Source organism: Vibrio sp. QJM3NY_21, from assembly GCF_057785975.1.
This window is the reverse complement of sequence record NZ_CM173514.1, coordinates 434,163-458,717: the sequence shown is the minus strand read 5'-3', so window position 1 is coordinate 458,717 and position 24,555 is coordinate 434,163. Positions and strand designations below refer to the sequence as shown.

Genomic DNA, 24,555 nt, shown 5'->3' with positions numbered 1-24,555 from the left:
AAGTTAGTTTTATTTTATTCATTACTCACATTGAAAATTGTCATTTGATGACACTGAGTTATTTAGATACTTCCAACAAGAGATTGGATTCAACTAAATGCACTAGCTAAGGTTGATACTGTTCTATACCTTCCGCTTTCATCGCATACACCGACTGCACATTGGCTGCGCCGTCAGAGTAATTCACATTTTCTTTCGATTGATGACCCGTTAACTGCCCTTCAACCCAGACTGGTGTCATTAAGCTGACCAATTCAATGCCCTCAGGAAAATCAATCAATACAAGCTGGTTCGCTGGAGGCGGTGGTGTATGAATACACGCTCCAGCAGAAGGCACTAAAAAGAACTTAGTCACCTTAGTTCCATCCATTTCAATCGGCGTGATGTAACCAGGAATACGATGTTTACTACCTACTACCTCTGTATTGGGTTTCGAGCCTAACGCTTCGCGTTGCTTCATGATCTGAGCACGAGCAACGAACAATGCTTCTACATCTATATCTTGCTTTTTTAATCTTTCAGTAACTTCGACGATTTCTTGTCTCGCTTTATCACTTGCCACAAAACCGTCTTCAGCCTGAGCCTCTTTAAAGCGAGCAATAGTCGCCATGTCAAACATCTGATTTCTATCTAACTTTTGAAATGGATCCTCCATTAACTCCATACTCGGAACTAACTCATCCCAGTACGTCACTTTTATTTCACTAGCCAATGATGAAAATGACAAACAACAGAACATAAAAAATGAGCCTATTGATTTTAAATCAACCATCAAAATCTACTCCAACCAAACACAACAAAAAGGAAGTAGGTAGAGGAAAAGCTCCTCTACCAAATGATTAAAAATCGAATCGTAAATTACATTTCGTTGCGGTATACAACGCCATCTTTCATTACCAATTTGATAGTATCGATAGTCTTGTATTCAGGATCAGCGTCAAACCATTCCGGAGTCGCGCCTATCACTGCCATATCTTCCAATGGGTTACCCTCAATCAATAAGATGTCTGCAACCGCTCCATTTTCAATAACGCCTAATTTCCCTTGTGTGGTGCCTCTAGGGCCTGACATCGCCAACATTTCACCAGCCGTTGAAGTCATTTGTTTCAACACTTCAAAGTTGCTGCCGAAAGCTTGTGTGCGCCAATAAATTTCGTAACGACGAGCTCGCTCGGCATCGGAATCTGCTCCGACATAGTCAGAGGCGAAAACGACCTTCACATTGTTCTCTAACAGTCGTTTACCGTAATCACCGTATTCTTCTTGAAGTTGGGCCACCATTGGCAATTTCTCAGCAGGCATCAGCGGATTTTTTGCTAGGTCTGGTGATAATCCCCACATTTGTGGAACAATATATCCGCCCTCTTTGGCAATTCTCTTCATCGTGTCATCATTGATAAAGAACCCATGTTCAAAGGTTTTAACGCCACAATCCAATAGGCGATTTACCGATCGATCGTTAAAAGTGTGTGCCGCGACATAGGTATTCCAATCTTTAGCAGCTTCAACAATCGCACATGTCTCATCGATCGAGTATTGAGTGGTATCTATTGGGTCAAATCGAGATGAACCACCGCCACCAGCCATGATCTTGATTTGAGTCGCGCCATTTCGTAGGTTCAATCGTGTTGCTTTCAATACTTCAGGAACGCCATCGGCAACTGCACCAATCCCCATACGTTCAAAGTTAGAAATGTCACCCACAGAATTTGGAGAAAAACCTGAGTCACTTCGGTCTCGGAAATCACCATGACCTGAGGTTTGAGAAATAAATGTACCAGAAGGGTAAATACGCGGGCCGACAACGTTACCCGCCTCAATTTCACGAGTTAGACCAAAGGCTGGACCGCCCATATCGCGGACAGTAGTAAAACCATCATCTAAGAAGCGTTTAGCAACTTGAGTCGCATGAATTGAAATGTCAGTCAGGTCTTTATTAGATTCGATATCACCAAAATTATAATTAATCATGATATGAGCATGGCCATCGATCAGACCCGGCATTAAGGTTTTACCCTGACCATCAATCACATCAGCTTCACCTGCTTCAATTGGCGTTGCGGAGATTTGCTTGATCAGATTATCTTCAACCAATACGTGATGATCTTCGTACAGTTTATCTTCTGTACCATTGAATATGTCGACGTTAGTAAACAACGTTGACGCCGCATTTGCAGAAAGAGCAAACGCGCACGAAAGAGCCACAACAGAGAGCTTTAAGCCAGTATTTTTCATTTTTACACCTTGTTATCCATAAATGAGTGGAATCCACTTCCCATAACGATTCCGTAACTACTAATGAGTGTTATGAGGTTTCAAAGGTGTTTTTATTAGCCGCGATAATCACAAAAATCTAATCAAAATTCCGAGAAAAATCGAGGAAAAAACAACTCATCAACATTCAATAACTTAGTAGTGATACTGCCAGTGTTCAAGGTTCACAAATGGCCATTTGGTGACAATAAATAAATCTGCGTTCAGGCTCCGGTTTCGGCTTAATGGCTGGAGTTATTACTTATTGGCTAGAGTTTCGTGGCGGAACTGTTATTGCCGGATCTCTTACTGATAGCTTTGTACTGTTGCTTACCGACGTTAGCTGTGCTCTTTTCGGTACTGTCTTGGCGTCATGTTCATCTGTCGTTTAAAGGCTCGGGTAAAGTGGGAAGAATCGGAATAGCCCATTTTCGCGCCTACTTGCGTGATCGATAGATCTGAATGCTTAAGCAATTCCAAAACCTGCTCAAGAACCATCTCTTCAATCAAGGTTTTGTAGACCACCCCTTCACTTTCCAACCGACGCTGGATCGTTCTAACATGAATATTCAGAATCTCAGATGCTAAGCTAATTGGGAGTTTCCCCATCGTGAGATAAGGTTTAATAACAAGCTTAAAAGCGCTCAGGAATGAGCTAGGTAAAGGCTTAGTGAGGTCTGATACTTGAGCAATTTTGGGTAAAACAATCGGTGCAAGCATGATGTCTTCAGGGATCTCAAAGGCAGTGACCGGTCTATGCGTATAAAACTGAGCACTGCCCATTTGTGGTAGAGATTGAAAACATTCGAGATCACCATTCTGAATTCCGACCTCAGACGGCTTCCAACGACCTTGCGTTAATACTGAAAGTAGCTCGTTAATGAAAATAACAGAGAACAGTTCAGCGAACTTAAACCAAGGTGCGTTAGTAAATGGCTTCTCACGAACCAACCACCACTTGCCTCCGGATTGCTTGGTATAGACATTCGCACCATTGGATACTAGCTTAAGCTGCTCACCAAATTGGTCTAGCGCGATTTTCAATGAACCCTGCTGGCTTAGCTTAGCCACAAACCTTGGCACATAGGTTTGCTTGCAAAAACTCCACATAAACAGCGAAAACTCTTCTCTCGACGCAGATTCCCCCATAATCTTGACCACGTTTTTAATAGTGGTCTCAGGGAGATAATCGTAATGGTCATTACTGATGAGAATATCGTTAGGGATTTGGGCACTGCGTAGTAAGGTGTAGATTTCACCATCAATATGTTTGAACAGTTCCGCGAACAATTCGACTTCTTTCTTATCAACAACCGTCATTGCCTGAGGGGTATTTGGCATCCTTTCCTCTTATCTATTCGTTCACGAACTCAAATTATCACCTTCTTTAAGATAGCAGAACAAACGCCGCGTTACCTAGAGTTACTAACCGAATATACCCGTCAAAATAACGAATAAACAAACGGTTAGTCGCTCAAATTACATTTACTGACTTGGTAGTTTACTGAGCCACTAAATCGCCTTTTCGTACCCAAAATGCTCGCACATGGTCGTAAATCAGATTAAACACAAACGCGTAAATGGTAATAAAAATGGTCACGCCGATGTCCATCAAAAATGCCTGCCATAACCCGACGTTGAGCAAGTACGCCATCACAGGGATCGTCGCCACCAGCAAGCCTGCCTCAAATAACACGACATGAAAAACACGTAACTTGAGCGAACGCTTTGATTTTTCACCTGTGAAATAACGGTCAAAAATGCGATTGAAACAGTAGTTCCAAATCATCGCGATAGTGGCAACGACTATCATGGTTCCTGATAAGGCATTCACATCGTGATCGGTAAATATCGCCAAGCCCATAATTGAAAGTGTTACGGCCAAAACTTCGAATAACACCGAGTGGAACACTCTTTCTGATGTACTCATACATTCCTCTAAATAATCTAGTCTATGTTGGGTTAGCTCGAATTATGTCATCGAAAATAATAAGAGAAAGTTAACAGCCATCACGAACAGTGATAGCCTAGGAGTTATCCCCCCCTTTGGTATTGAGCGAGAGATAGAATGTACAGTTTTGAGCAATTAAAAGTCTTCGTCACCGTGTGTGAAAGTGGCTCTTTTTCTGCTGCTGCACGCAAGCTGAAACGCGCTCAATCCGGCGTCAGCCAATCGATCGCCAATCTCGAAATAGCCATCGACCAAGAGCTGTTTAACCGCGAGAAAAACATCCCCGTTTTGACCAACACAGGCAAAGCCTTATTGCCTGTTGCCAAGTCGATTCTCGACCAACAAAAGTACTTCGACCAAAAAGTAGAATCGCTGACGCAAGAAGATGAACACGAACTGATCATTGCCATTGATGAGAGCATCATAGATAAGAATTTCATTAAGATAATCAGCTCACTAGCCGATCAGTTTCCAATCACACACTTCGATATTATTACGACATCTACCTTCGATGTTGAAGACTTAGTAAGGCGCGGAAAAGCACAGATTGGCATCATCTATGCGGATGGTGAGCTTAAGGTGGATATGGATTTTTTCCTACTTGGCCAAGCGCGCTTTCTTACTGTCAGCTCTGCCACGCACGAGCTGAGCCAAATGCCCGTCGTTCAAGACTCAGACCTAAAGCGCTACCGCCAATGTGTGCATCGTAGTTCGAAGCAGCACGAATTGTGGTTCACCTATGGCATCAGCTCCATGCTTTGGTATGCCAACAACCACAAAACGATCATCGATCTCGTTGAACAGAACGTAGGATGGGCAAATGTGCCTGAAATGATGGTGATGGAAGGAATTCGGAAAGGCGATCTCGTTGCACTGCCAGTGGCACACGAGCATGGTGGTTGGATTACTCCAGTGGGTTGCTTAGTGTCTCGCAGCCATATCAATGGGCCAGTGTTAACAAGTTTACTTGAAAAACTAAAGGGCCACTCATTAGAGAACAATCAATGGCAAGCCAACTAATCTTCCCCAATCCTTGAGTTCAGCCTATTTCAGCAACGGAATCCTAAACCAATGACGGTGGTGTTTTCTCCAGCACTACCTCATTTCCGCTTTTCGTGCCGATAATTTTCTTTGTCGTGTGGATAAAACACCCTAGTTGATATCCCAAAGTGACATAACTAGTATGCGATCCCAAAGGGTTTGTCTTATCAAACTGATATCGACAAAACCAAATCGCTCTTTAACACCACTGACCCAACTTCAAATCTCCCACATAAGTGCCCCTGCCCTGTAACCACTTGTGAAAGCTTCAAATAGATCACTTTTGAATATTGATTCGCACCCAGTTTATGAGCCCTCTTCGAGTGCTTTTTTATATCTAAATGAACCTTTTGGAAAATTTGTCGTGAACGTTTTAAGAAATATTTGCCCTGAGAAAATGGGCAAAGAGCGTAACAAACGAGAGTATGATTTACGCGTACTTAATTGTGTCAGTGAAAGCGAATATGAATCGCGTATGGCAGTTTGGAATAGCTTAACTTTGGTTGCTACTCCGTCTGTTTCAGAAACAAAAGGCTTCATCGATGAGGCTTTCAACAAACTTCAGCAAGACTTGAAAGAAGCGAGCCGCGAGTTATCGATAAACTACACAGACTTCATTGCAATGGCGCATGAAGAACTTAACTACATTAAGGTGTTTGTTGCTGATAAGACCGCACAATACGGCTGGTATGCCGCGATCGTTCTTATGATCATCGGTACTGTTGCTTTATGCGCTCAGTAAACCAAACTGTGTATTCAATAAATTGTCTTAAAAGCTCAAGCGATAGGCCAATTTAGCCTTTCTATGAGGCTGTTGTTTAACTAGAAAACAAATGGTTAACCTCATTTGTTTTCTAGCTGATCCCCCTTCACTCTCCCATTAGAGACAACAAATCCTGCGTCGCTTTTTTTGGGCTTTGAGCGTGACATATCGCTGACACCAGAGCCAATCCATGAATGCCTGTCTTAACCAATTTTGGAATGTTCGACTCGTTAATTCCACCAATACCGACAATCGGTAACTTCGTTGTCTCCAACGCCATTTTAATGCCGTCATAACCCCAATGTTTCTTAAGATTTGTCTTAGTCGGTGTTGCAAAAAGCGCACTGAGGCCAATGTAATCAATCGGCAGACTATCGGCTTCTTGAAGCTGTTGTTCAGTTTCAATTGATAACCCAAGAATCTTATCCGGACCAATCAACTGACGGGCCAACTCAGCAGGCATATCTGATTGACCTAAATGCAAGCCGTCAGCATCCACAGCCAACGCAACGTCCACTCGGTCATTAATAATCAACGGCACATTAGAACCTGCCAAAATCGACTTAACAGCTTGTGCTCGTTCAATGAAAGCTCTCACATCCCCATGTTTCTCTCTCACTTGGACCATAGTGACACCACCAGCGACCGCTTGTTCAACCACGAACTTAAGCGTTTCTAAATCTTGTTGGTCATCCGTTACTAAGTAGAGCTTATAAGGGTTCATATCCTGCCTTTGGAGTCGGAGTCTAAATAGAGTTGCTACCATTTTACCGACAAATCGCATCATGTGCATGGAAGTTAATACTAAATTAGCTCAATTAAGCGCGTGCCATTGAATATACAACTCGTTGAAAGCATGCCGAAAACCCTGAGATTTTTAACTAAAGCGTTACTTATTACACAAACTATTCACTTAAGCCTGCCCAGAACGCTGTTTTATGGAATACTTCGCTATGAAGGAATCAGGTAAATATAGGGATAGTTATGCGCCACCTTTCTATAGCGTTTAAGATCAAGCTAGGTTATGCCATCTGCTTACTCTTTTTCGTCATTTCTGGCTTTGTGAGTTACAAAGGTATCCAAACCTTGTCGAACGGCTTTAGCCAGTACAGTGAGCTCAGCCAGAAAGCGACACTGTCAGGCAACATTCAAGTGCATTTTCTTCAGATGCGCTTAGCCTCTGAACGTTACTTAGAGTCATTGGATGAGCAATACGAAACGAATTATCAATCAAGCAAACTCGCGATTGATGAACTGCTGAACAGCTTAATTCAGACCACCACCAAAACCGATAGCCTAGCTAGCCTGCAATTAGTGCAAGACAGCGTGGCAGCATTTGACACGGCTTATGGCTCAATGAAACAGAGCCAGCTACTCATCGACCAATTGGTGAATGTCGAGATGGTCAAACGAGAAACCAACGCCCTCAAAGCCGCTCAGAGCTTGTTGTATGAGTCGTACAACAACAACGATCCAAACGCGAGCTTATACGCGGGCATGTTGATGGAGAATTTCCTCGCAGCCAAGATCACCGTGCTCAGTTATTCAAACAACAACGACCTAAAAACCTATGAAGCGGGTAAAGATATCTTTGAATACGCGTTGCCAGGTATTGAAGGCGATATTGAATCTCTTAAATCATCCCCTTATCAAAGTGAGTTGATTGAAGACTTCTCAAACCAGCGCGAAGCGTATGCAAAAGGCTTTGAGCAAGTTCATCAGCAGATGATTGAAAACACTCAAAGAACTGCAACGCTTGCCTCGATTGGTGACAGCTTGGCTATCGCAGTAGCGGATGCTCAAAGTATTCTAGAGCAACAGAAACAAGCATTAACGCCTGAACTGCAAGCCAGTGAAAAACGTTCGATTCAAATCATCTTCTTGCTAACGGGTGTGGCTTTGGTGATTGGCATGACGAGCGCTGTGTTGGTGACTCGTTCTATTACCAAAGGCATCGCACAGGTTAAACAAATCACCAATGAGCTTTCTCAAGGCAACTTAAATGTTGAAGTGAACATCGAGAGCAAAAACGAGATTGGCGAACTGCTGACCAACATGGAGATCACCATTGAATCTCTGCGCGATATTGTCGGCCAAGTGAACCGCTCTAGCGTGCGTATTGGTGAGATGTCGGAGTCGCTCAATCAAGTGACCAATAACAGCTCGACCAACGCGACACAGTTGAACAATGAGATGATCAATATCTCTTCTGCCGTTGATCAATTGGCTTCGAGCACATCAGAAATTGCTGCAAGTGCTAACCACGCGTCTCAAGTTGCAAACCAAGCAACCGAGAATGTGGCGATGGGACTTAAAGAAGTAGACAAGACACTGCATGAAATTGGCAGCGCCGATGAAAGCATGCAGGTGAGTAGCCAGAAAGTGACCGACCTGCACAAAGAGTCGATGAACATTGGTGCCATTCTTGAAGTGATTAAAGGCGTCTCTGAACAAACCAACCTATTGGCATTGAATGCAGCTATTGAAGCCGCTCGTGCGGGTGAACAAGGTCGTGGATTTGCAGTAGTAGCCGATGAAGTAAGAACTCTAGCTAAGCGTACTCAAGATTCTGCTAGCCAAATTGATGAACTCATCACATCGCTACAGCGTGGCGCTAAAGATGCGTTAGAGTCGATCAAAGAGAGCCACAGCACGGTTTCCGATGCATCAACTCAGGCACAACAAGCCTCTCAGAACCTGCATGTGATTAACCAACACATTCAAGATTTGAACCAGGCCAACAGCCAGATCGCAGTATCGGTTGATGAACAGGACTGCTTGACTAAGTCGCTGGGTGAAAATGCGCAAGGTGCAAACACCATCGCACAAAGTAACCAAGAGTCTGTAAGCAGTATTTCTGGCGCAGCGAGCGACTTAACCGAAGTTGCTCATCACTTAGAAAGCCAAGTAAATCGATTTAGAACCTAGCAAAACAGCTGACATAGTTCCGAGTCATAAATAGAAAATCCCCCAGCACCTATGTATTGGGGGATTTTTAATAAACGAGATAATTTAAACTCGATAATGGGCAAACTTAGAACTTAGAACTTAGAACTAGATTGAGCCTACTGAATCTTCAGACGTTGAATCAGTGTCTCTTCATCTAACTGATAAAGTTCATCAAGCAGGTTCATCTGCAAGCTACCCGGGCCGCGAGAGTTCTCAGCAGCAATTTCACCAACCACACCCAATACCGCCGCTGCCGCCAAACCACTTTCATCTCCAACAGCTGCGAAAGCACCCGTCAATGCCGTTAAGGTACAACCCATGCCGGTCACATACGGCATCATTGGATGTCCGTTATTTAACGTAACAACGCAGTCTTTAGTGACAACATAATCTGTCTCACCAGAAATCACCACATTCGCACCGTATTCAGCGACTAAGCATTGCGCTGCGCCTAATGCAGCGTCACTGCTATCTAGTGCATCAACGCCTTTGCTCTGTGCTTGCTCACCCGCTAGCGCGATAATCTCAGACGCGTTACCACGAATGATCAACTTATCGGCTAAACGGGCAATTTCACGAGAAGTCTCGGTACGCAGCGTACTAGCACCGCAACCCACAGGGTCAAGAACCACAACCTTGTTGTTTGTATTCGCTTGTTCAACAGCAAAACGCATTCTTGGCGTCCAAGCACTGTCGAGCGTGCCGATGTTAATCACAAGCGCGCCAGAGAAAGACATCATCTCAGCCAGTTCTTGCTGTGAGTGCGCCATGATAGGCGAAGCGCCAATCGCCAATAACGCATTCGCAGTATTGTTCATCACGACGTAGTTGGTGATGTTCACAACCAGTGGTTTTTGCTCCCGTACTGCGCGCAGCGATTGGATGATTTGTTCAGTTAGCATGGATAAATCCTTATTCGTTAAAGTCGCTTTAAGCCGCGGTTGAGTCATTAAGTGCATTCAGACCTTGCTGCCAAAAAGCCACTTCCATACGCGTTGCGCTTTTGAAGATATGAACAATGTTCTGGCCACGCTCGCTGTTGATCTCGATTTCAGCAAGCAGTTGATTGAAGTATTCTGCGCCCGTTGCTACGCCAGACTGGAACTCTTCTCCACCGTACAGTTGCAGCCAGCTTGCGTATGGGTTGCCTTCTAATACAGTATCACTGCTTTCTAACAGCGCTTTACCAATCACGGCATAACCAATTGAACACGGAGCCAATGCCGCATATAAGTCGACAAGATCACCTGTCATACCCGCATCTAGAACGTAGCGCGTGTAAGCAACAGTGCCGAAATCTTCCGGTTCGTTTTCTAAATCCGACTCGGTTAAACCCCATTGACCACAGTAAGTCACGTGGTGAGAGATTTCAGAATCTAGCAGCGCATGAACACTTGGCAGTGCACGACGCATATCAGCCAAGGTTTTAGCCTTGTAAATTGCCAATGCATAAGCGCGAGCATACTGCTTCAAAAACAGAAAATCTTGCTTCAAGTAATGCAGAAAACACGGCTGAGCAAGAGTGCCGTTCGCCAGCGTTTTAACAAAATCATGCTCGGTGTAATCTTGCCAATCTTGTTGACAGGCTTGGATTAAGTCTTGGTATTTCATGAGATTCCTTAGTCAAAAGTCGGTACGTAGTCAGCGGCTTTTGGTAGTGATTTGATAATGCCTTTGTCGAACATGAACTGTGCGTAATCGTCGTAACGTTTCAGGTCAACCGCTGAAGGGCGAAGTGCAAAACGAGTCAGCGTGTCGTTCCATGCACGTTGGTTAAGCTCGTTGTTCAGCGTATCAGGTGAATACGCAACAAACTCGCTCCATGACTCTTGTGGGTGATTCACAATGTAAGTGGTTGCTTGTTCCAATGCTTTGTTGAACGCTTTGATCGCTTCATCATCATGCTGCTTTGCGTTCGCAACAAAGATAAGCTCATCGTAAGCAGGAACACCGTGCTCTTCTGGGAAGAATGCTTTTGCTTTAAAGCCTTCAAGAGCTAACTGGTTGGTCTCGAAGTTACGTAAGCCACCCCAGATTGCGTCTACCTTGCCTGATGCCAATGAAGATGAAAGTGCCCAACCGACATTGATGGTTTGCACGTCTGTAAATGCAACATTTTCTTGCGCTAGCATGGTGCCGATGGTCGCTTCTTCGTTACCCGCAATCGCAATACCGATCTTTTTGCCTTTCAGATCTGCTAGTGAATCGTTCTTGCCATTATCCAAAACCATCAACGTATTCAGTGGCGTTGCGATAAGAGTAGATGCACGAACGAGAGGTAAACCTGCCGCTACATCCATGGTTAAACTTGGTTGGTAAGTTACCGCTAAATCGACTTTACCTGCCGCAACCAATTTTGCTGGCGTGCTTGGGTCTGCTGGCTCTTGAATTTCAATGTCTAAGCCTTGGTCAGCAAAGTAGCCACGCTCTTGAGCGATCACAATCGGGCCGTGGTTCGGGTTCACAAACCAATCCAACATCAATGTCAGTTTCTTTTGTTCAGAATCCGCTAATGCATGACCTGAAACTAGCGAAGCAAGCAGTGCCACTGCACCTATCAATTTTGTATTTTTCATAGTTAACCTTTCCTTTTGAATATTATTATTGTGTTTATAGAGCTAATTTTTAATGAGGTTTGTTTAGATAAATAGCGTTGAGCGAAGCCTTATTAAACAAAGTGTTATTGAGCAAGCCATCACTGGTTCTCCCAAGGGATGGCTTTTTTGAGTAACTTGTCTGTGATGAAATAGAGCGAGATAGACAGCACCGCCAAGATAAACAAGGCCGCAAACATCTCATCAATGATCATGCGCGCGTTGGCTTGTAGCATTAAGTAACCTAGCCCTTCACTCGAACCCACCCACTCCCCGACTACTGCGCCTATTGGGGCAATCACCACCGCCACACGAATACCAGACGCCAGTGTTGGCAATGCAGCAGGCAATTGGATATAACGCAACAATTGCCATTTCGATGCACCCATCGTTTTAGCAAGATCGAGATAACCTGTCGGTGTATTCCGTAGGCCGTCGTAACAACAAGTGGTTACAGGGAAGAAGATAATGATCGCCGCCATAACGACTTTTGATGCAATGCCATAGCCAAGCCATAGCATTAACATTGGCGCAATCGCAAAAACGGGGATCGCTTGGCTGGCAATTAAGATAGGCAATAGCCAACGTTTCAACGGATCAAACATCAGCATCTGCAGGGCGAAAAATAGCCCCATCGACAAACCGAGTAGCAGCCCAAGTAAGATCTCTTGCGCCGTCACCCAAGTGTGTTTGAGTAACACATCATAACGTTCGATTAGCTTAATAAAGACTTCTGCAGGCGCTGGTAGAATGAAGCTCGGCATCTCGAAGATAACGACCACCAGTTGCCATAAACCGAGAATCACAGCACTGCTGATCAGCAAACGCATTACGGGATTCATCTGGCGAGAGCGCTTAGTCGTGATCTGTGTGTTAGTTGAACTTTCTTCCATTGAGTTTTCTATCTTGGAGCTATCAGTAGCTTCGCTTCGCGTTAGATCATTCATAATCACGCTCCAACTGATCTAAGATCGCTTGTTGTAACTCAGCACATTCACCATCTAACACTCTTGGTGTCGCTGTATTTGGCACAGACAGTGACTGTGCGCTTGCAGGTGTGCCTTGCAACACATACAAATTGTCCGCCAAACGCACCGCTTCTTGTGGATCATGGGTGATCAACACGACAGTTTTATCTCTTAACAGTCCACACGCTAAGCTTTGTAGCTTATGCCTTGTTACCGCATCCAGAGCTGAGAAAGGCTCGTCCATCAACACCACTGGTTTGTCTTGCATTAAGGTGCGAGCCAAAGCAACACGCTGACGCATGCCACCAGACAATTGATCCGGCATCGCATTCGCGTAATCGGCCAAACCAACCGCAGCTAACAACTCTAGTGCTTGATTGGTTTGAGCTTGTTTATTGGATGCTTGGCTTTGATGCTTGTCTGGGGAATTTTGAAAGCGATGACTTAGGCAAACATTGTCGATAACCGACAACCATGGCAGTAACAAATCTTGCTGCGCCATGTAAGCGATGCGATCCGTTAAAGGCAATTCATCAGAGGTTGCCAATGTGCCCTGCCACTCCACCTTATCGTCCAGTAAGCCTGCCAGATAACGCAATACCGTGGTTTTTCCGCAGCCACTTCGACCGAGCAATACCGTCCACTTACCTGCGTTTAAGCTAAGCGACAACCCAGATAAGGTCGCGTGCTCACTGTCGTTATAACGTAAGGAGGCACTGCGGAGTTGAACACCAACCGTATTAACGGACATTACCGTGTCCAGCGAAGAAGTGGTTTACCGGGCCATGGCCTTGGCCAACTTGCAACTCATCAGCATGAGCAATCGCGTGAGAAATGTATTGTTTGCCAAGGTCGACAGCTTGCGTAAGCGTGTTGCCTTGAGCCAAGAAAGAAGCGATAGCAGAAGAGAGCGTACAACCCGTGCCGTGGGTATTTTTAGTAGGAAAGCGCTTCGCGCTAATCAGAGCAGATGTGGTTGGCAGAATCAGTAAGTCGTTACTGTTCTCATCCTTCTCTAAATGTCCGCCTTTTAGCAGGACAGCTTTAGCACCTAGTGCGCGTAAGTCTTCAATCATGCCCTGCATTTCGGCTTCGCTTTCAGGGACAGCTTTACCTGTCAGTGCAGCGCCTTCTGGCAAGTTAGGAGTAATGATGTCTGCCAGCGGAATCAGCTCTTGTTTTAGCGTGGTAATTGCCGAGTTTTCTAACAGCAGATCACCACTTGTCGCGACCATCACAGGGTCAATCACTAAGTGCTTAGGTTGATACTGCTTAATTTTGTCTGCAACGACTTTGATGATTTGCGCATCTGCCAACATGCCGACTTTTACTGCCACGATATTGAGATCAGTAAACACTGCATCTAACTGACTAGCGACATGGTCGAGTGGAATAGGGAAAATGGCTGACACGCCTTGAGTGTTCTGAGATGTGATAGCGGTAATCACAGAACAAGCAAAACTACCGGTAGCAGACATGGCTTTAATATCAGCTTGGATACCTGCACCGCCGCCACTGTCAGAACCCGCGATGGTTAAAACAATCGGAGTATTCGTGCGAATCGTGCCTCCTGCAGAGTGCTGCAGTGTTGAGGCTTTTGGCGTTAAATCTTTTGAAATAGAACTGTGTGTCATTGTCGCTCCTACTATCTTACAAGACGTAGGAGAACGAACACTGATCGAAGGAGAAGTCGCATTAGGCTCATGAAAGTTTTCATGGGTGCAGACGTAGATCGAGTGCTTATAGTTCCCTACGCCAGTGTTAACTGAATCAGGTTCAACGGGTCTCGATTAACGATCTCAGCAAACACCAAATAAGGTATATGCCCCCCGACTATTGATAGCGATAGTAACAGCACTCTCACAACTGAGGTACTGATTTTATTCAATTATAAGAATTACGCATGAATAAATTTCAATTAGGCTCAACAAAACAAATACTTATAACGTTCCTTTAGATGGCTTCGACTGTATCAACAAGCACAGCACAATCAGAAACATACCTAACCAACCTATAAAAGGAATCAGCTCACCGACAACGCAGACGGCAAGCACCGCTGCGACTACTGGTTCAAACAGAGTCAGCAGATTGGCACTGCTCGCAGTCACGTGGCGTAAACCAAAACTGAACGCGATATAGCCCAAGCATTGTGGGATTATCGTCAGATAACTGATGACTAATACGTTAATCTGCGAGGAAAACAGGTTCTCACCAGTAAACCAGAGCGTTGGCAGCAACAGCATCGCACCAAGGCCAAAAATACTGCCCATCGCCGCTTGCGACTTAATCCCTTTATCGATCAGTGCTTTTGTCGCCCAAGAATAAATGGCGTAACACAACCCAGCGAGCAAACCCAAAGCAATACCTAACAGCTTTAGATCATCACCGGATTCATTCGTCGATGAAGATTCTGAAAACACCAACAACCCAATACCCACGACACCAATCGCAAAGCTAGTGAGCCAACGTTTGTTGATATTATTCTTCTTGCTAATCAGACACTCTAACAGTGCTGAAAAGAAAGGTGCGGTTGCAATCGAAACCACTGTACCAATCGCCACACCTGATAATTTCATTGAAGAATAGAAAGCTAAAGGATAGATCGCCAAAGCCAAAGCGCTCACTGTCAACAGCTTCTTGTTCTGCATAAGTTTGTCGAAAGCGAATAGGATTTTTCGATACGCCAAGCCTGCTTGCATTAGGCCACCAACGCCCATAGAGAAAGCACCAATCGCTAATGGGCTTAGATCAGGCGCAAAACTTGCGGCGGTGCCTGTCGTACCCCATAAAATAGAAGCAAACAAGATGGCTAAAGTGCCCGTTTGGAATTCGTTAACGCGATTGATGGCAAGATTCATTTCTATTACCCAATTTTCAGTTCTGAAATAGATAATAGTGAAGATTGATAAAAGTTAGTTTGCCGAAAGGACGCTATTGTTGTTTCTAAAGACTGTCTTTCATTGAGCCTAGAAACGCCCTTGGAGACATTCCAAAGTGCTGAGAGAAGCGGCGACTGAAAGCAGAAACATCACTATATCCCACATTTTCAGCGATCAATTGAACAGGTAAATCTGTGTGGGTTAACAAGGCTTGAGCTTTCTCCATACGATATCGAGTGATGTATTTAAGCGCACTGATACCCAGGCATTCTTTGAAGCATTTTTTGAATTGAGTAGGACTCAAACAGGCCGTTTCTGCAAGTTGTGATATGGATAACGGTTGCGTGTAGTTATCCGAGATCAGCCTTTGTACCGCACGGATTCTTGGGTCGATGCTCTTGCTCACTTGTTGTTGCTCTAACAGCAGTGAAAACACATCCAAGATTGATGACTCAATGCCACTATCGACCTGATATTCCAACTGCTTCTCTACAAACAGCAGGAAGCTCATTAAAGGGGGCGTTATCGTGAAAACCGCGAGCTCATGCTCTAACAAGTGCTGCGGCAACTCCGCCATATCCGCGACAATAAACCGCGCGGCTTCATCCGCCTTAAAGGCATGCGCTGTGGTTACTGGAATCACCACGCATTCGCCCACGGCAACTTTGCCGACATACCCCACCATCTCGATATTGATACTGCCTTGGATCGGCAACACCAATTGGTGATGGTCATCATGAGCATGAGTATTAAATTGCTTGGTATAAGATCGAATGCTTAAGCTAGATTTCATAATCAACGCCGGAGTACATTTCGCTAGGTTAGAGTAAGAGATACAACGTTACATTATCACTTCCCTAGAGTCACACTCAATGCGCATCAAATTCATGCTAACTAGGTGACGTGATCAAAAACGGCCCCCAAATGAGAGGCCGTTTTGATTAAAAAGCGTCATTCACATATAGGTTAGAATGACACTTGGATGTCTTGACCAACAGTTACTTGCACGCCATTTTGAGCTTCGTATATTGCGAACCCAGCAGCTAATGGCGCTGCATTGTCTTCATCACTGTCGAACTGCGCAGTACAGGTATAACCCAATGAGTAAGTACCTGGATCAATGAAGCCCAATGAGAATTCAAAATTAGTTTGGTCTTCACCAAGCACAACGGAAGCTGAAGTGACTGGTTTTACTTCCTCACTACCACCAATCGGTGTCATGTCATCTTTGTCGATGTTACCTTCATACAAGTAGACCGCCTGAACAAAGGTATTATCGGTTGTGAGCCTACAAGCATCAAAGGTTTGCTTCGCAACAGTACCTTCAATGTTTCCCGTCTCAACCGTATTGATAAGGCTTACAGACGTTCTTTGAATAGTGTAATCAGGATATGTCGAACTGTTCTTTAGGCCACGTCGAAGATCGAACTCGACAACAAAATCGTTACTTTGTTGGTTCACATTAAATGAGTTATTGAAATAAAGTACGCCAGCATTATCTTCTTTACCCACACCTTGCGGGCACGCGCCTTCACCTTTCACTGTTAACTTTTGTTCGTCATTCTGATCATCTACAACATAAGATGGATGCTTCGGGTGATCGCCATCATTCGCAAACACACACAACTTATAGCTACCTACTGGAACTACCTCATTTTCAATCAAAGGGAGCGCATCGCTGCCTTGGTAATCCAATAAATTAACACTTAACGGAATAGGATCTGCGCCATCAGGTAATGGATCGCCATTTTCATCAACGTAGTCGCCGTTTTCGTCCGTTTTATACACATCATAAATCAGTGGCGAACCTCCCCCTTGAGGAAGTAAAGCCACCTTGCTGAATGTCACCGTCACATCTTTAACATCATCGACGGGCGCATCACTCACACTCAAGGTAATTGGTGTCGTACTGCTTGATGATCCTGAGTCTCCGCCACAACCAACAAGCCCTGCCAACACAAGGCTCGCTAAAGCCGTTTCCTTTAAATATTTCATAACTCATTTCCTATAAAATCACTGCTCAATAAAGGGCTTATTCGAGTGCCCTCTTATTCTTTTTCTTGTTGTGACCCATAAATAAACAGCGCTATTGTTTGATGTTTATATCCCTACTATTCAGGGCATTCCTCATCCAAAATCACTGTTCATCAAGGTGCACATATCAAGTCGCACATAGGTTAATTAAGTCTAGTAAGTAAATTGTCAGTAGCAACACATATTTGGCAAAGGTGCTGTCAATTGTGTTGAAATAGTCGTTGAGTAGAAAATGGGAGGCAGGGATTGAAAGCAACTTGATCAAAGTGAATAATCGCCACCAAGATCAAAAAAGGCCGTTAAGACAGCCTGTTGCTGAACTTAAACGACCTTTTCATTGAATTTTGATTAAGCTAAGACGATATCAGCTCATTCAAACTCACTTATTTTTGAAGTTGCTCTTTAGCGGCTTCAACCTTAGAAAAATCTAGGCCAAGCTCTTCAACTGCTTCTTTGATTAGCGCAGGGTTTTGCATTACCTGACCCATCAGCATTTGAAGCTTATCTTGTGGTAAACCAAGTTGGCTGATTGTCGCCATTGCTGCAAGAGGGTTCTCGGTCAACGTCTTGAATATCTCGCTGATCTGCTCGTCGCTGATATTGTTCTCTTTCAACATTGCTAAAATCGGGTTCATTTTTTTGCCTTTGAAACACTAAATTAAGTAGGAGCACAGCATACCATCTAGCTGTGCTTGATTGTACTAGCAAGTGAAGCTTTGGTTTAACACGAACTGTTCTTTTCCCAAACGCAAATAATGCTTGGGCTTAGCGAGACTCTAATGGGTAAGAGCGGTAGCTCCACATACCATACGTTCTCAGTGCGTCACGGTAGATGCCTAGAAGCTCACCACTGCTCGCTTTCTTAAGATCTTCTAACGGCTTATCTGGGTAAGAAACCGTATCGAAGGTAATGCCCTGAGGGCCAGTTTGCCAGCTCGCGATTTCAAACAGAGTTTGACCACGACGAACATGGCTTGCTGAGCTGATAATGGTCGCATGTTTAATATCATGACGAGCAAGCGCATAGCTACTGAACAAGGCATTGCCTACCGTGCTGGTCGCGTAGTTCTCTTCAATGATGCGGTCTTTGCTTACCCCTTTTGAGATAAGCCAATCCGCCATTAACTTACCTTCTGTCTTATGGTTCTTAGGCACGCCGCCGGTTAACACGATCATCGCGTCTGGGTTAGCTTTCGACATTGCTAATGTCGTTTCAAGACGTTCAATCAAGATCTCATGCATAGAACCATCAGGGTTAAGCGCGTAGCCCAAAGTAACAATGGCACCGTGGTCGCTCAACAGTCCCTTATCCGCAGACTCTTTCAACGGTGTTTCTAACACGCGGTCGACCGTTGCAAAAATACGTTTGATATCTTCTGCTTTACCTTTATTCAGGCTTTCCAGCTTGTCCATGTGCTTATTCGATTCACTGTCATTGCCTTCAAATCGCTGCCAAACCGCAAGGTAAGCGTGAAGGTCGACATCGTCTGGTGCAACCGTCAGTGCTTGTTCAAATAACTCAATAGCGCGCTCTGCGTTCTTGTTGTAGATCTGAGCGTTCGCTGCCGAGATCAACAAGTCAGTACGGTAAGGTTCTAATTGGTACGCTTCTAACAATCGGTTAGTCACAATTTCCATGTTGCTTGGCATTTTTGCCGTGAAGCCCGCGTGAGAAATTCTTGCCGGAGACTTAAACGCCTGCAACGCATCAAGAAGTAATTGGTCGACAACTTGTCGCTTAGTCACTAACTGCGCGTAATCCGCTGAAGCTTGCAGTGCGCCATCGTTAGCGGCAAAAGAATAAGGTGTTGCGCCAAAAGCGAGCATGCCACCAAGAGCGAGGGCGATAATGTTCTTTTTCATGGAAAGATCCTGTGTCGTTAAGTGTTCACATCAGATTTGCTCCCCAATGTAAGCCCCTAAGATTAAAAAACCGTGAACCACACCAGAATCTCCGAGGTTAATATTCATTTGTTGCATAAGGTGTGGCAACAGATCACGATTTTGAACTTACCAGTAAGCCTGCGCATCGAGATAATTTTGGTTCAAAGGGGAATTCACCGATCATTTTGGAATATCTAACTGCGGGTTCCATACGCCCTATTCCACCGAAAACCACCCATCACAAACCCGAACTCCGCAGAAAACAACACGCCCAAACAGCAACTTTAAGCTCACTTTTTCAACAACTTAAAATCCAACACACTGAATTGTTCGATGTTAGTCCTCCCCACAAATAACGAACTTCTAAACATATGACCGCTAAATGCGAATCGACATATTTTCAAATAATTTAAAATCAATTATTGAACGATCGTTCAAGCAATGCTTTAATGAATGACCAATACAAGGAGTTACCCCATGCTTAAGTTCTATTTTCACCAAACACCAAACCCCATGAAGATCGCTCTGTTTCTAGAAGAGACAGGCTTAGATTTTGAACTCGTTCCTGTTGATACCTTAAAGGGCGAGCAACACACACCGGAATATCGTTTGATTAACCCGAACGGTAAAACACCAGCCATTGAAGACGATGGACAGCGCGTGTTCGATTCTAATGCCATCCTTTTGTACCTATCAGAGAAAACAGGCCAGCTTGGTGGTCAGCCAGAAGACAGAGCCGAACTGCTCTCTTGGATGATGTTTATCGCGAGCGGCCTTGGTCCATACTCTGGCCAATCGGTACACTTCCGTCATGCTGCGCCAGCAGGCCTAGACTACGCTGTGAACCGTTACCTACGTGAAGCACAACGTCATTACGAAGTGTTAGAAAAGCACCTGGAAGGTCGTGAATTTATCGTCGGAAATGAGTACACCATTGTCGATGTTGCTGCATGGGGTTGGATTGATAAAGCACCTTTCGTACTTGGTGAAGAAGGCTTAGAACCTTACCCGAACTTGAAGCGTTGGTTTAACGCAATCAACACCCGCCCTGCTGCACTGCGCGCTCGCGAGATTGGTAAAGGCATTGAATTTAAAACCGAACGTGATGAAGAAGCGAAGCGAGCACTTTTTCCTTCGAATTATGCGAAGTAGAAAATTTGAAAGTTCTAGCTCTTCTGAGTAATAGCTAGAACTCAAACAGAAAGAGCCGCTAAACAGCGGCTCTTTATGTTGAAAATTTACAAGTTGATATTTTGATACCAAACTTCGATATTCGTAACTAGCCACACCTCTCAAACACATTTCTGGACATTTCAGTGTTACGATTTCTGGTGAGTGCCAGACTCTCAGAAAAATTTGCTAGGGCATAAATAAAGACCTAACCCTGAGCATTGTTAGTCTTTATCTTATAGATGGCATTAGCAGTTAATTTTAAGGTCAAACGTTGCTGTTTAACCTTAAAAATATTATATTAACTTTTGTCCATTTGAAGACCATCTATACCTAACGTACTGATCAAACTCAGGTTCATCTGCATGTTCTAAAACTATAATCTGTGGTTTAAATCCAATTTTTGGATCTCTTTCAAGTTCATTTAAGAACCGCTCAAAAACCTTGAATATATTTATGACCTGTTTAATATTCTCATCAACTTCATCTTCACCCAATAACTCTTGTTTATTATTAGAAGAAAATCTTCTTGTTACTTTTGGAAAGTATACCTGACTAGGTTGATCTAGAAATAATATTGCTGGTATTACAGAGTTTGAGCTTGAGGTTAGTTTTAAAATTGACAAGAAAACCGCTAGATGACAAGCTAACCAGTTCGCACCACTACCCATTTCTGATAGTAGTATTTCTTGTTTTTTAAAGTAATAAGCGAATGTGAAATCTTCTGTTTTGAATTTCATTTCACCATTTCGTAAATCATCTTCAAAGTCTAAGTCTTTTTTAAGCTCATTCATTGTCTCATTGATAAGCGCATTAGCCTCAGAAAATTTATGTTCAAGACCATAGCCTCGAATCAGTCCTTTACAGGTTTCTAACTCATCTTTCATAGTTGAAAGATCGTGGTTAGCTTTTTCTAACTTTTGTCCTTCAATAAAGAATTCTAAGGTATTCTCTATTCTCCCACGGATATTATTTAGTGAGTCCCTTATATCTAGATTACTTTTAACTCTAAACAATTTTCTTAATTGCCTTATTTCATTCTCTATATTGGCTACGACCTGTTTTTGCTTATCTCGCTTTAAAAGTAATGAGTTAAGAGACTTAGAGCTGTCCTGTTTATAACTACCAATTCGGGACAGTTCATCAAGAAGTAAGGCTCTAGAGTGCTTAACCTCTTCCACTTTAGAAACAACACTAGTTACTGTTGTGCTACATAACGGGCAACTTACACTGTTTTTAGATACAGACTCATCTTGCGATACTTCTGCAAGGCGTGCCATCGAGTTGGAGTAATCTTTTGACTCCTCCTCGTTTGCCTTAATGAGACTTATCAATTGATTACATTCATATAAAGACGTTAGCTCTTTATCTTTTGCTTGCTCTAAGGCATTTAGCTGCTTATTGAAATCAACATTTTGCTCTGCATTCAATGGTACAGAAGGCAGGTTTCTCGCTAAATTTTTCAGCTTTTCTAATGATGCATCTTCATCCAAAAATCTAAGATTTAAAACTCTATAATACTGCCTAATTGGTGTAAGTAATTTTTCTCTTTTTTCTTGAATACCTAGCAGAGCTTTCTTTTCTTCTTTCTCTATCGTTTTTATTTGCTTTTCTAAATCTTCTGATCTTTTCTTTAATCTATAGTATCTGCTGTCAACCCACCCCATAAATATGGGGAACTGATCAATTACCGTTCTACTTTTAATGAAGTTATCAAACCTGTAAAACAAGCTATGTTTGTTGGCTATTAGATTTTGATGCTGAAAAAATAATGAAGTAGCATTCCGGATTGAGACTTTCCCTTTCTTAATTTTATAATCGTCATCATCATTCAATGATGTATCTTCAACCGATAATCCCAAGTGCTCTTCGAAGTCCTTTTGAACCTCTAATCTAGTTCGAGTTTTTTTGGACTTAAAATAGTTAGTGTTAATTTCATCCTCAACATTGAAATCAGCTGAATATTCAACAGAAAAATAGCACTTTGTTGGTTGATTATTTGATCGTCCAATGATTATATTTTTATTGTTGTGTTCAAACACACAACAGAATATATTTGTGAAATCAGTAACTTTTCCCACTGGAATTGTAGATCGCTTTGAAAACAAGCAAAAATCCACAATCTCTATTAAAGCACTTTTCCCTGTTTTAGAATCACCTGTTATTATATTTAATCCTCGATCAAAGCCAAGGCGTTTCAAATCACCATCATGACCAATAAGAATTATATTTTTCAAAAAAGCTTTCATATATTTGTGACCTTGGATTTAAGAAGAACATTCACATATCCTTCTTTTGCAAAAATAATACCTAAGTTATAAGACGCCTTTAGAAAGTCTTTTTTATAATCATTCGTTATTGATGTTTTTTCTAAATTATTTTTATTAAAAATAAAAGAATCAATTATAGTTTCACAAATTGAATTGAGATAGATTATCCCATAATTAGTCACAGACTTTGAGTATTTAACTTTATCATTAATAAAAAACAATCGTTCTTTAACTTCATCATCTTTTAGGAATGCAGTTTGAAATGTACTACTAGCATTAGACCTACTCAGTTTCCGCCTTAAAACATCATCCATAACAAAAGGAACAACAAGATAAACCAACTCAAACTTTGCACCACGCTCATCAATTCGTCTAGCCCCTTCAATAAATGAGTATAGTATTTCAGCAACAAACGAGGGAGAATACTTCAAATCTCTAATAACCCGAGGATTCATTAGTCAACATCCTCTTCATTATATTTCCAAGTATAAGAGGTGTTATTGATAGCCTCGTGTACCTTACCTCTCATGAAGTAAGGTTTCGTACCACTTACCTCTGGCACTTCTAACACCGAACTATTATGAAATTCAAAATATGCTTCACAAGCTGCCTTGTTAGATTTAGATGTACCTAAATCTTCATGATCTATTTCATAAGAGTATTGTCTTTTATACCCTGTAGCTTTCTCTACTGCATCTACTAAATAGTTGTCCATAATTTCGGGCATAATATCTGGTTTAAGATCTACAAGGCTTTCTTCACTGTTTTTAGCTTTGAAGTAATCATTGAGAGCAACACCTCTATCCCTGCCTTTCAAACCAATATCTCTATACTCTAATAAAAACAAGTAACCGTCAGCATGCTGCTGTTCCGTGTTATACTCCGTACGGTCTACAGGAAAAGGAATACTATCTCCACTCCATCTGTTAACTTGAAACTGAAAAGCATCATCAAAATCATTAATATTAACCTTCCAATGTCGGTAGTCTACAATTGCATTTTTATTAACGTATGAGTATATCCAATGAAAAATGCTTTCTCTGTAAGGCTCTAACACGCACTTCAATTGGCGAGCTTCCAATAAACTCTTCCATTTCTCTTCTATATGTTCCCGAGATTGCTCAATTGTAAATCTAGACAATATGCTCAATAGCTCGGCATCCAACGCATCTTCAAAAATTTTGTCATAGAGATGCTTAATCGAAGATGATGGCACGTGAGACTTTATGATGTTGAGTTTTTCACGAGCACTTCGTGTGTTCCAACCATAAAATATTGAGCTCTCGGAAATGAAAGATGTCGTATGCAAAACAATTTTCTCAAACATAGAGGAGTCTTCAACCACCACGTTCTTCAAAGTGTTCCAGAAATCTTTTGAGTTACTAGCTAAGTTATGTTCTTCTAGATGGTGTTTTACCTCTGTGAACGTCTTACCATCATAGACATCCCCAAAGCACTCTATCCACACAGTCTCATTGGGTTTTGCATCAAAGCACTTTTCAATGGCGATTAAGACTTGGTAAACATAACCTAAATACTTTGGTGTAGCGTTGTTGGCAAAACCTTCTGTCATCCTGTCGATTACTCCTAGATTTACTCTACATTAACTTCGTGCACTGGGAAAAACTCGCAATCTCGTTATGTTCTCGAAACCGATTTCGCCACCATACTAGGTCGAAGCAAATAAAATTACGATAATTGCCATACGTTTAGAAAGGATTAATTGTGTACAAATACACTATTAATGCAAGTAAAACCTGTTGAATATTGATCTGTGTAGTTATGAGGCTTTGTAAAAA

The 24,555-nt window shown here is 42.8% G+C and carries 22 protein-coding genes, 1 pseudogene and 1 riboswitch; of the genes and pseudogenes, 4 read left to right on the top strand and 19 right to left on the bottom strand.

The features are described from left to right. Nucleotides 1-106: 106 nt before the first annotated feature. From AC3CID_RS17895 to AC3CID_RS17880, 4 genes are all read right to left on the bottom strand, one after another. The gene (locus tag AC3CID_RS17895; RefSeq protein WP_237290151.1) at nucleotides 107-655 is read right to left on the bottom strand and encodes a DUF3299 domain-containing protein; all 549 of its coding nucleotides are present in this window, start codon (nucleotides 653-655) and stop codon (nucleotides 107-109) included. Between the two features lie 203 nt (nucleotides 656-858). Beyond that, a complete protein-coding gene (locus tag AC3CID_RS17890; RefSeq protein ID WP_237288753.1) occupies nucleotides 859-2,235 on the bottom strand; it encodes a metal-dependent hydrolase family protein in 1,377 nt (458 codons plus the stop codon). Between the two features lie 357 nt (nucleotides 2,236-2,592). Further along, nucleotides 2,593-3,573, bottom strand: coding sequence for a helix-turn-helix transcriptional regulator (locus AC3CID_RS17885; RefSeq protein ID WP_346730222.1), 981 nt, complete (start codon nucleotides 3,571-3,573; stop codon nucleotides 2,593-2,595). A gap of 181 nt (nucleotides 3,574-3,754) precedes the next feature. Next, nucleotides 3,755-4,183, bottom strand: a complete 429-nt coding sequence (locus AC3CID_RS17880; RefSeq protein ID WP_237288751.1) for a PACE efflux transporter — start codon at nucleotides 4,181-4,183, stop codon at nucleotides 3,755-3,757. A 138-nt stretch (nucleotides 4,184-4,321) separates the two neighbouring features. On the opposite strand from AC3CID_RS17880, the gene AC3CID_RS17875 reads away from it, so the two are divergent. Continuing rightward, on the top strand, nucleotides 4,322-5,224 hold the full coding sequence (locus tag AC3CID_RS17875) for a LysR family transcriptional regulator (RefSeq protein WP_237288750.1): 903 nt from the start codon (nucleotides 4,322-4,324) through the stop codon (nucleotides 5,222-5,224). Nucleotides 5,225-5,642: 418 nt separating this feature from the next. Beyond that, nucleotides 5,643-5,987, top strand: coding sequence for a hypothetical protein (locus AC3CID_RS17870; protein WP_009844840.1), 345 nt, complete (start codon nucleotides 5,643-5,645; stop codon nucleotides 5,985-5,987). A 127-nt stretch (nucleotides 5,988-6,114) separates the two neighbouring features. Here AC3CID_RS17870 and thiE read toward each other — a convergent pair whose 3' ends face one another. Then, nucleotides 6,115-6,732: a thiamine phosphate synthase gene (gene thiE, locus AC3CID_RS17865; protein ID WP_488527815.1), complete on the bottom strand. Its 618-nt coding sequence runs from the start codon at nucleotides 6,730-6,732 to the stop codon at nucleotides 6,115-6,117. Between the two features lie 260 nt (nucleotides 6,733-6,992). On the opposite strand from thiE, the gene AC3CID_RS17860 reads away from it, so the two are divergent. Continuing rightward, nucleotides 6,993-8,936 carry a methyl-accepting chemotaxis protein gene (locus tag AC3CID_RS17860; RefSeq protein ID WP_488527814.1) on the top strand — a complete coding sequence of 648 codons (1,944 nt, stop codon included), beginning with the start codon at nucleotides 6,993-6,995 and terminating at the stop codon, nucleotides 8,934-8,936. Between the two features lie 137 nt (nucleotides 8,937-9,073). On the opposite strand, the gene thiM is transcribed toward AC3CID_RS17860, so the two are convergent. The 11 genes and pseudogenes from thiM to AC3CID_RS17805 all read right to left on the bottom strand — a co-directional run bounded on the left by thiM (nucleotide 9,074) and on the right by AC3CID_RS17805 (nucleotide 19,295). Then, nucleotides 9,074-9,859 (bottom strand): hydroxyethylthiazole kinase, encoded by a 786-nt coding sequence (gene thiM / locus AC3CID_RS17855; RefSeq protein WP_488527813.1) that lies wholly within the window; start codon nucleotides 9,857-9,859, stop codon nucleotides 9,074-9,076. 28 nt (nucleotides 9,860-9,887) lie between these two features. Continuing rightward, complete coding sequence (gene tenA / locus AC3CID_RS17850; protein ID WP_488527812.1) at nucleotides 9,888-10,568, bottom strand: thiaminase II; 681 nt, start codon at nucleotides 10,566-10,568, stop codon at nucleotides 9,888-9,890. Nucleotides 10,569-10,576: 8 nt separating this feature from the next. Beyond that, a complete protein-coding gene (locus tag AC3CID_RS17845; RefSeq protein ID WP_017068449.1) occupies nucleotides 10,577-11,533 on the bottom strand; it encodes an ABC transporter substrate-binding protein in 957 nt (318 codons plus the stop codon). A 119-nt stretch (nucleotides 11,534-11,652) separates the two neighbouring features. Continuing rightward, a pseudogene (locus AC3CID_RS17840) lies at nucleotides 11,653-12,387 on the bottom strand (ABC transporter permease); the annotation flags it as partial. Between the two features lie 103 nt (nucleotides 12,388-12,490). Next, nucleotides 12,491-13,270 carry an ABC transporter ATP-binding protein gene (locus AC3CID_RS17835; RefSeq protein WP_488527811.1) on the bottom strand — a complete coding sequence of 260 codons (780 nt, stop codon included), beginning with the start codon at nucleotides 13,268-13,270 and terminating at the stop codon, nucleotides 12,491-12,493. After that, entirely contained in the window at nucleotides 13,260-14,153 is an 894-nt protein-coding gene (gene thiD, locus AC3CID_RS17830; protein WP_488527810.1) for a bifunctional hydroxymethylpyrimidine kinase/phosphomethylpyrimidine kinase, read from the bottom strand. The genes AC3CID_RS17835 and thiD overlap by 11 nt, the downstream gene beginning before the upstream one ends. Nucleotides 14,154-14,249: 96 nt before the next feature. After that, nucleotides 14,250-14,361: riboswitch (TPP riboswitch) on the bottom strand. A gap of 98 nt (nucleotides 14,362-14,459) precedes the next feature. Next, entirely contained in the window at nucleotides 14,460-15,377 is a 918-nt protein-coding gene (locus tag AC3CID_RS17825; RefSeq protein ID WP_488527809.1) for a DMT family transporter, read from the bottom strand. A gap of 85 nt (nucleotides 15,378-15,462) precedes the next feature. Continuing rightward, nucleotides 15,463-16,191 carry a helix-turn-helix domain-containing protein gene (locus tag AC3CID_RS17820; RefSeq protein ID WP_171309312.1) on the bottom strand — a complete coding sequence of 243 codons (729 nt, stop codon included), beginning with the start codon at nucleotides 16,189-16,191 and terminating at the stop codon, nucleotides 15,463-15,465. A gap of 173 nt (nucleotides 16,192-16,364) precedes the next feature. Further along, on the bottom strand, nucleotides 16,365-17,393 hold the full coding sequence (locus tag AC3CID_RS17815; RefSeq protein WP_171309311.1) for a DUF4382 domain-containing protein: 1,029 nt from the start codon (nucleotides 17,391-17,393) through the stop codon (nucleotides 16,365-16,367). Nucleotides 17,394-17,815: 422 nt separating this feature from the next. Continuing rightward, nucleotides 17,816-18,067 carry a DUF2999 family protein gene (locus tag AC3CID_RS17810; RefSeq protein ID WP_009844829.1) on the bottom strand — a complete coding sequence of 84 codons (252 nt, stop codon included), beginning with the start codon at nucleotides 18,065-18,067 and terminating at the stop codon, nucleotides 17,816-17,818. A 130-nt stretch (nucleotides 18,068-18,197) separates the two neighbouring features. Continuing rightward, nucleotides 18,198-19,295, bottom strand: coding sequence for a YdcF family protein (locus AC3CID_RS17805; RefSeq protein WP_054545683.1), 1,098 nt, complete (start codon nucleotides 19,293-19,295; stop codon nucleotides 18,198-18,200). A gap of 498 nt (nucleotides 19,296-19,793) precedes the next feature. On the opposite strand from AC3CID_RS17805, the gene AC3CID_RS17800 reads away from it, so the two are divergent. After that, nucleotides 19,794-20,468 (top strand): glutathione S-transferase family protein, encoded by a 675-nt coding sequence (locus AC3CID_RS17800; RefSeq protein ID WP_054545684.1) that lies wholly within the window; start codon nucleotides 19,794-19,796, stop codon nucleotides 20,466-20,468. Between the two features lie 314 nt (nucleotides 20,469-20,782). Here AC3CID_RS17800 and AC3CID_RS17795 read toward each other — a convergent pair whose 3' ends face one another. Genes AC3CID_RS17795 through AC3CID_RS17785 form a run of 3 tightly spaced genes read right to left on the bottom strand, consistent with a single transcriptional unit; the run spans nucleotide 20,783 to nucleotide 24,329 of the window. After that, complete coding sequence (locus AC3CID_RS17795) at nucleotides 20,783-22,735, bottom strand: DUF3732 domain-containing protein (RefSeq protein WP_102431782.1); 1,953 nt, start codon at nucleotides 22,733-22,735, stop codon at nucleotides 20,783-20,785. Next, nucleotides 22,732-23,211, bottom strand: coding sequence for a three component ABC system middle component (locus AC3CID_RS17790; protein WP_488527808.1), 480 nt, complete (start codon nucleotides 23,209-23,211; stop codon nucleotides 22,732-22,734). Before AC3CID_RS17790 ends, AC3CID_RS17795 begins: the two co-directional genes overlap by 4 nt. Further along, the gene (locus tag AC3CID_RS17785; RefSeq protein ID WP_488527807.1) at nucleotides 23,211-24,329 is read right to left on the bottom strand and encodes a hypothetical protein; all 1,119 of its coding nucleotides are present in this window, start codon (nucleotides 24,327-24,329) and stop codon (nucleotides 23,211-23,213) included. Before AC3CID_RS17785 ends, AC3CID_RS17790 begins: the two co-directional genes overlap by 1 nt. Nucleotides 24,330-24,555 lie beyond the last annotated feature (226 nt).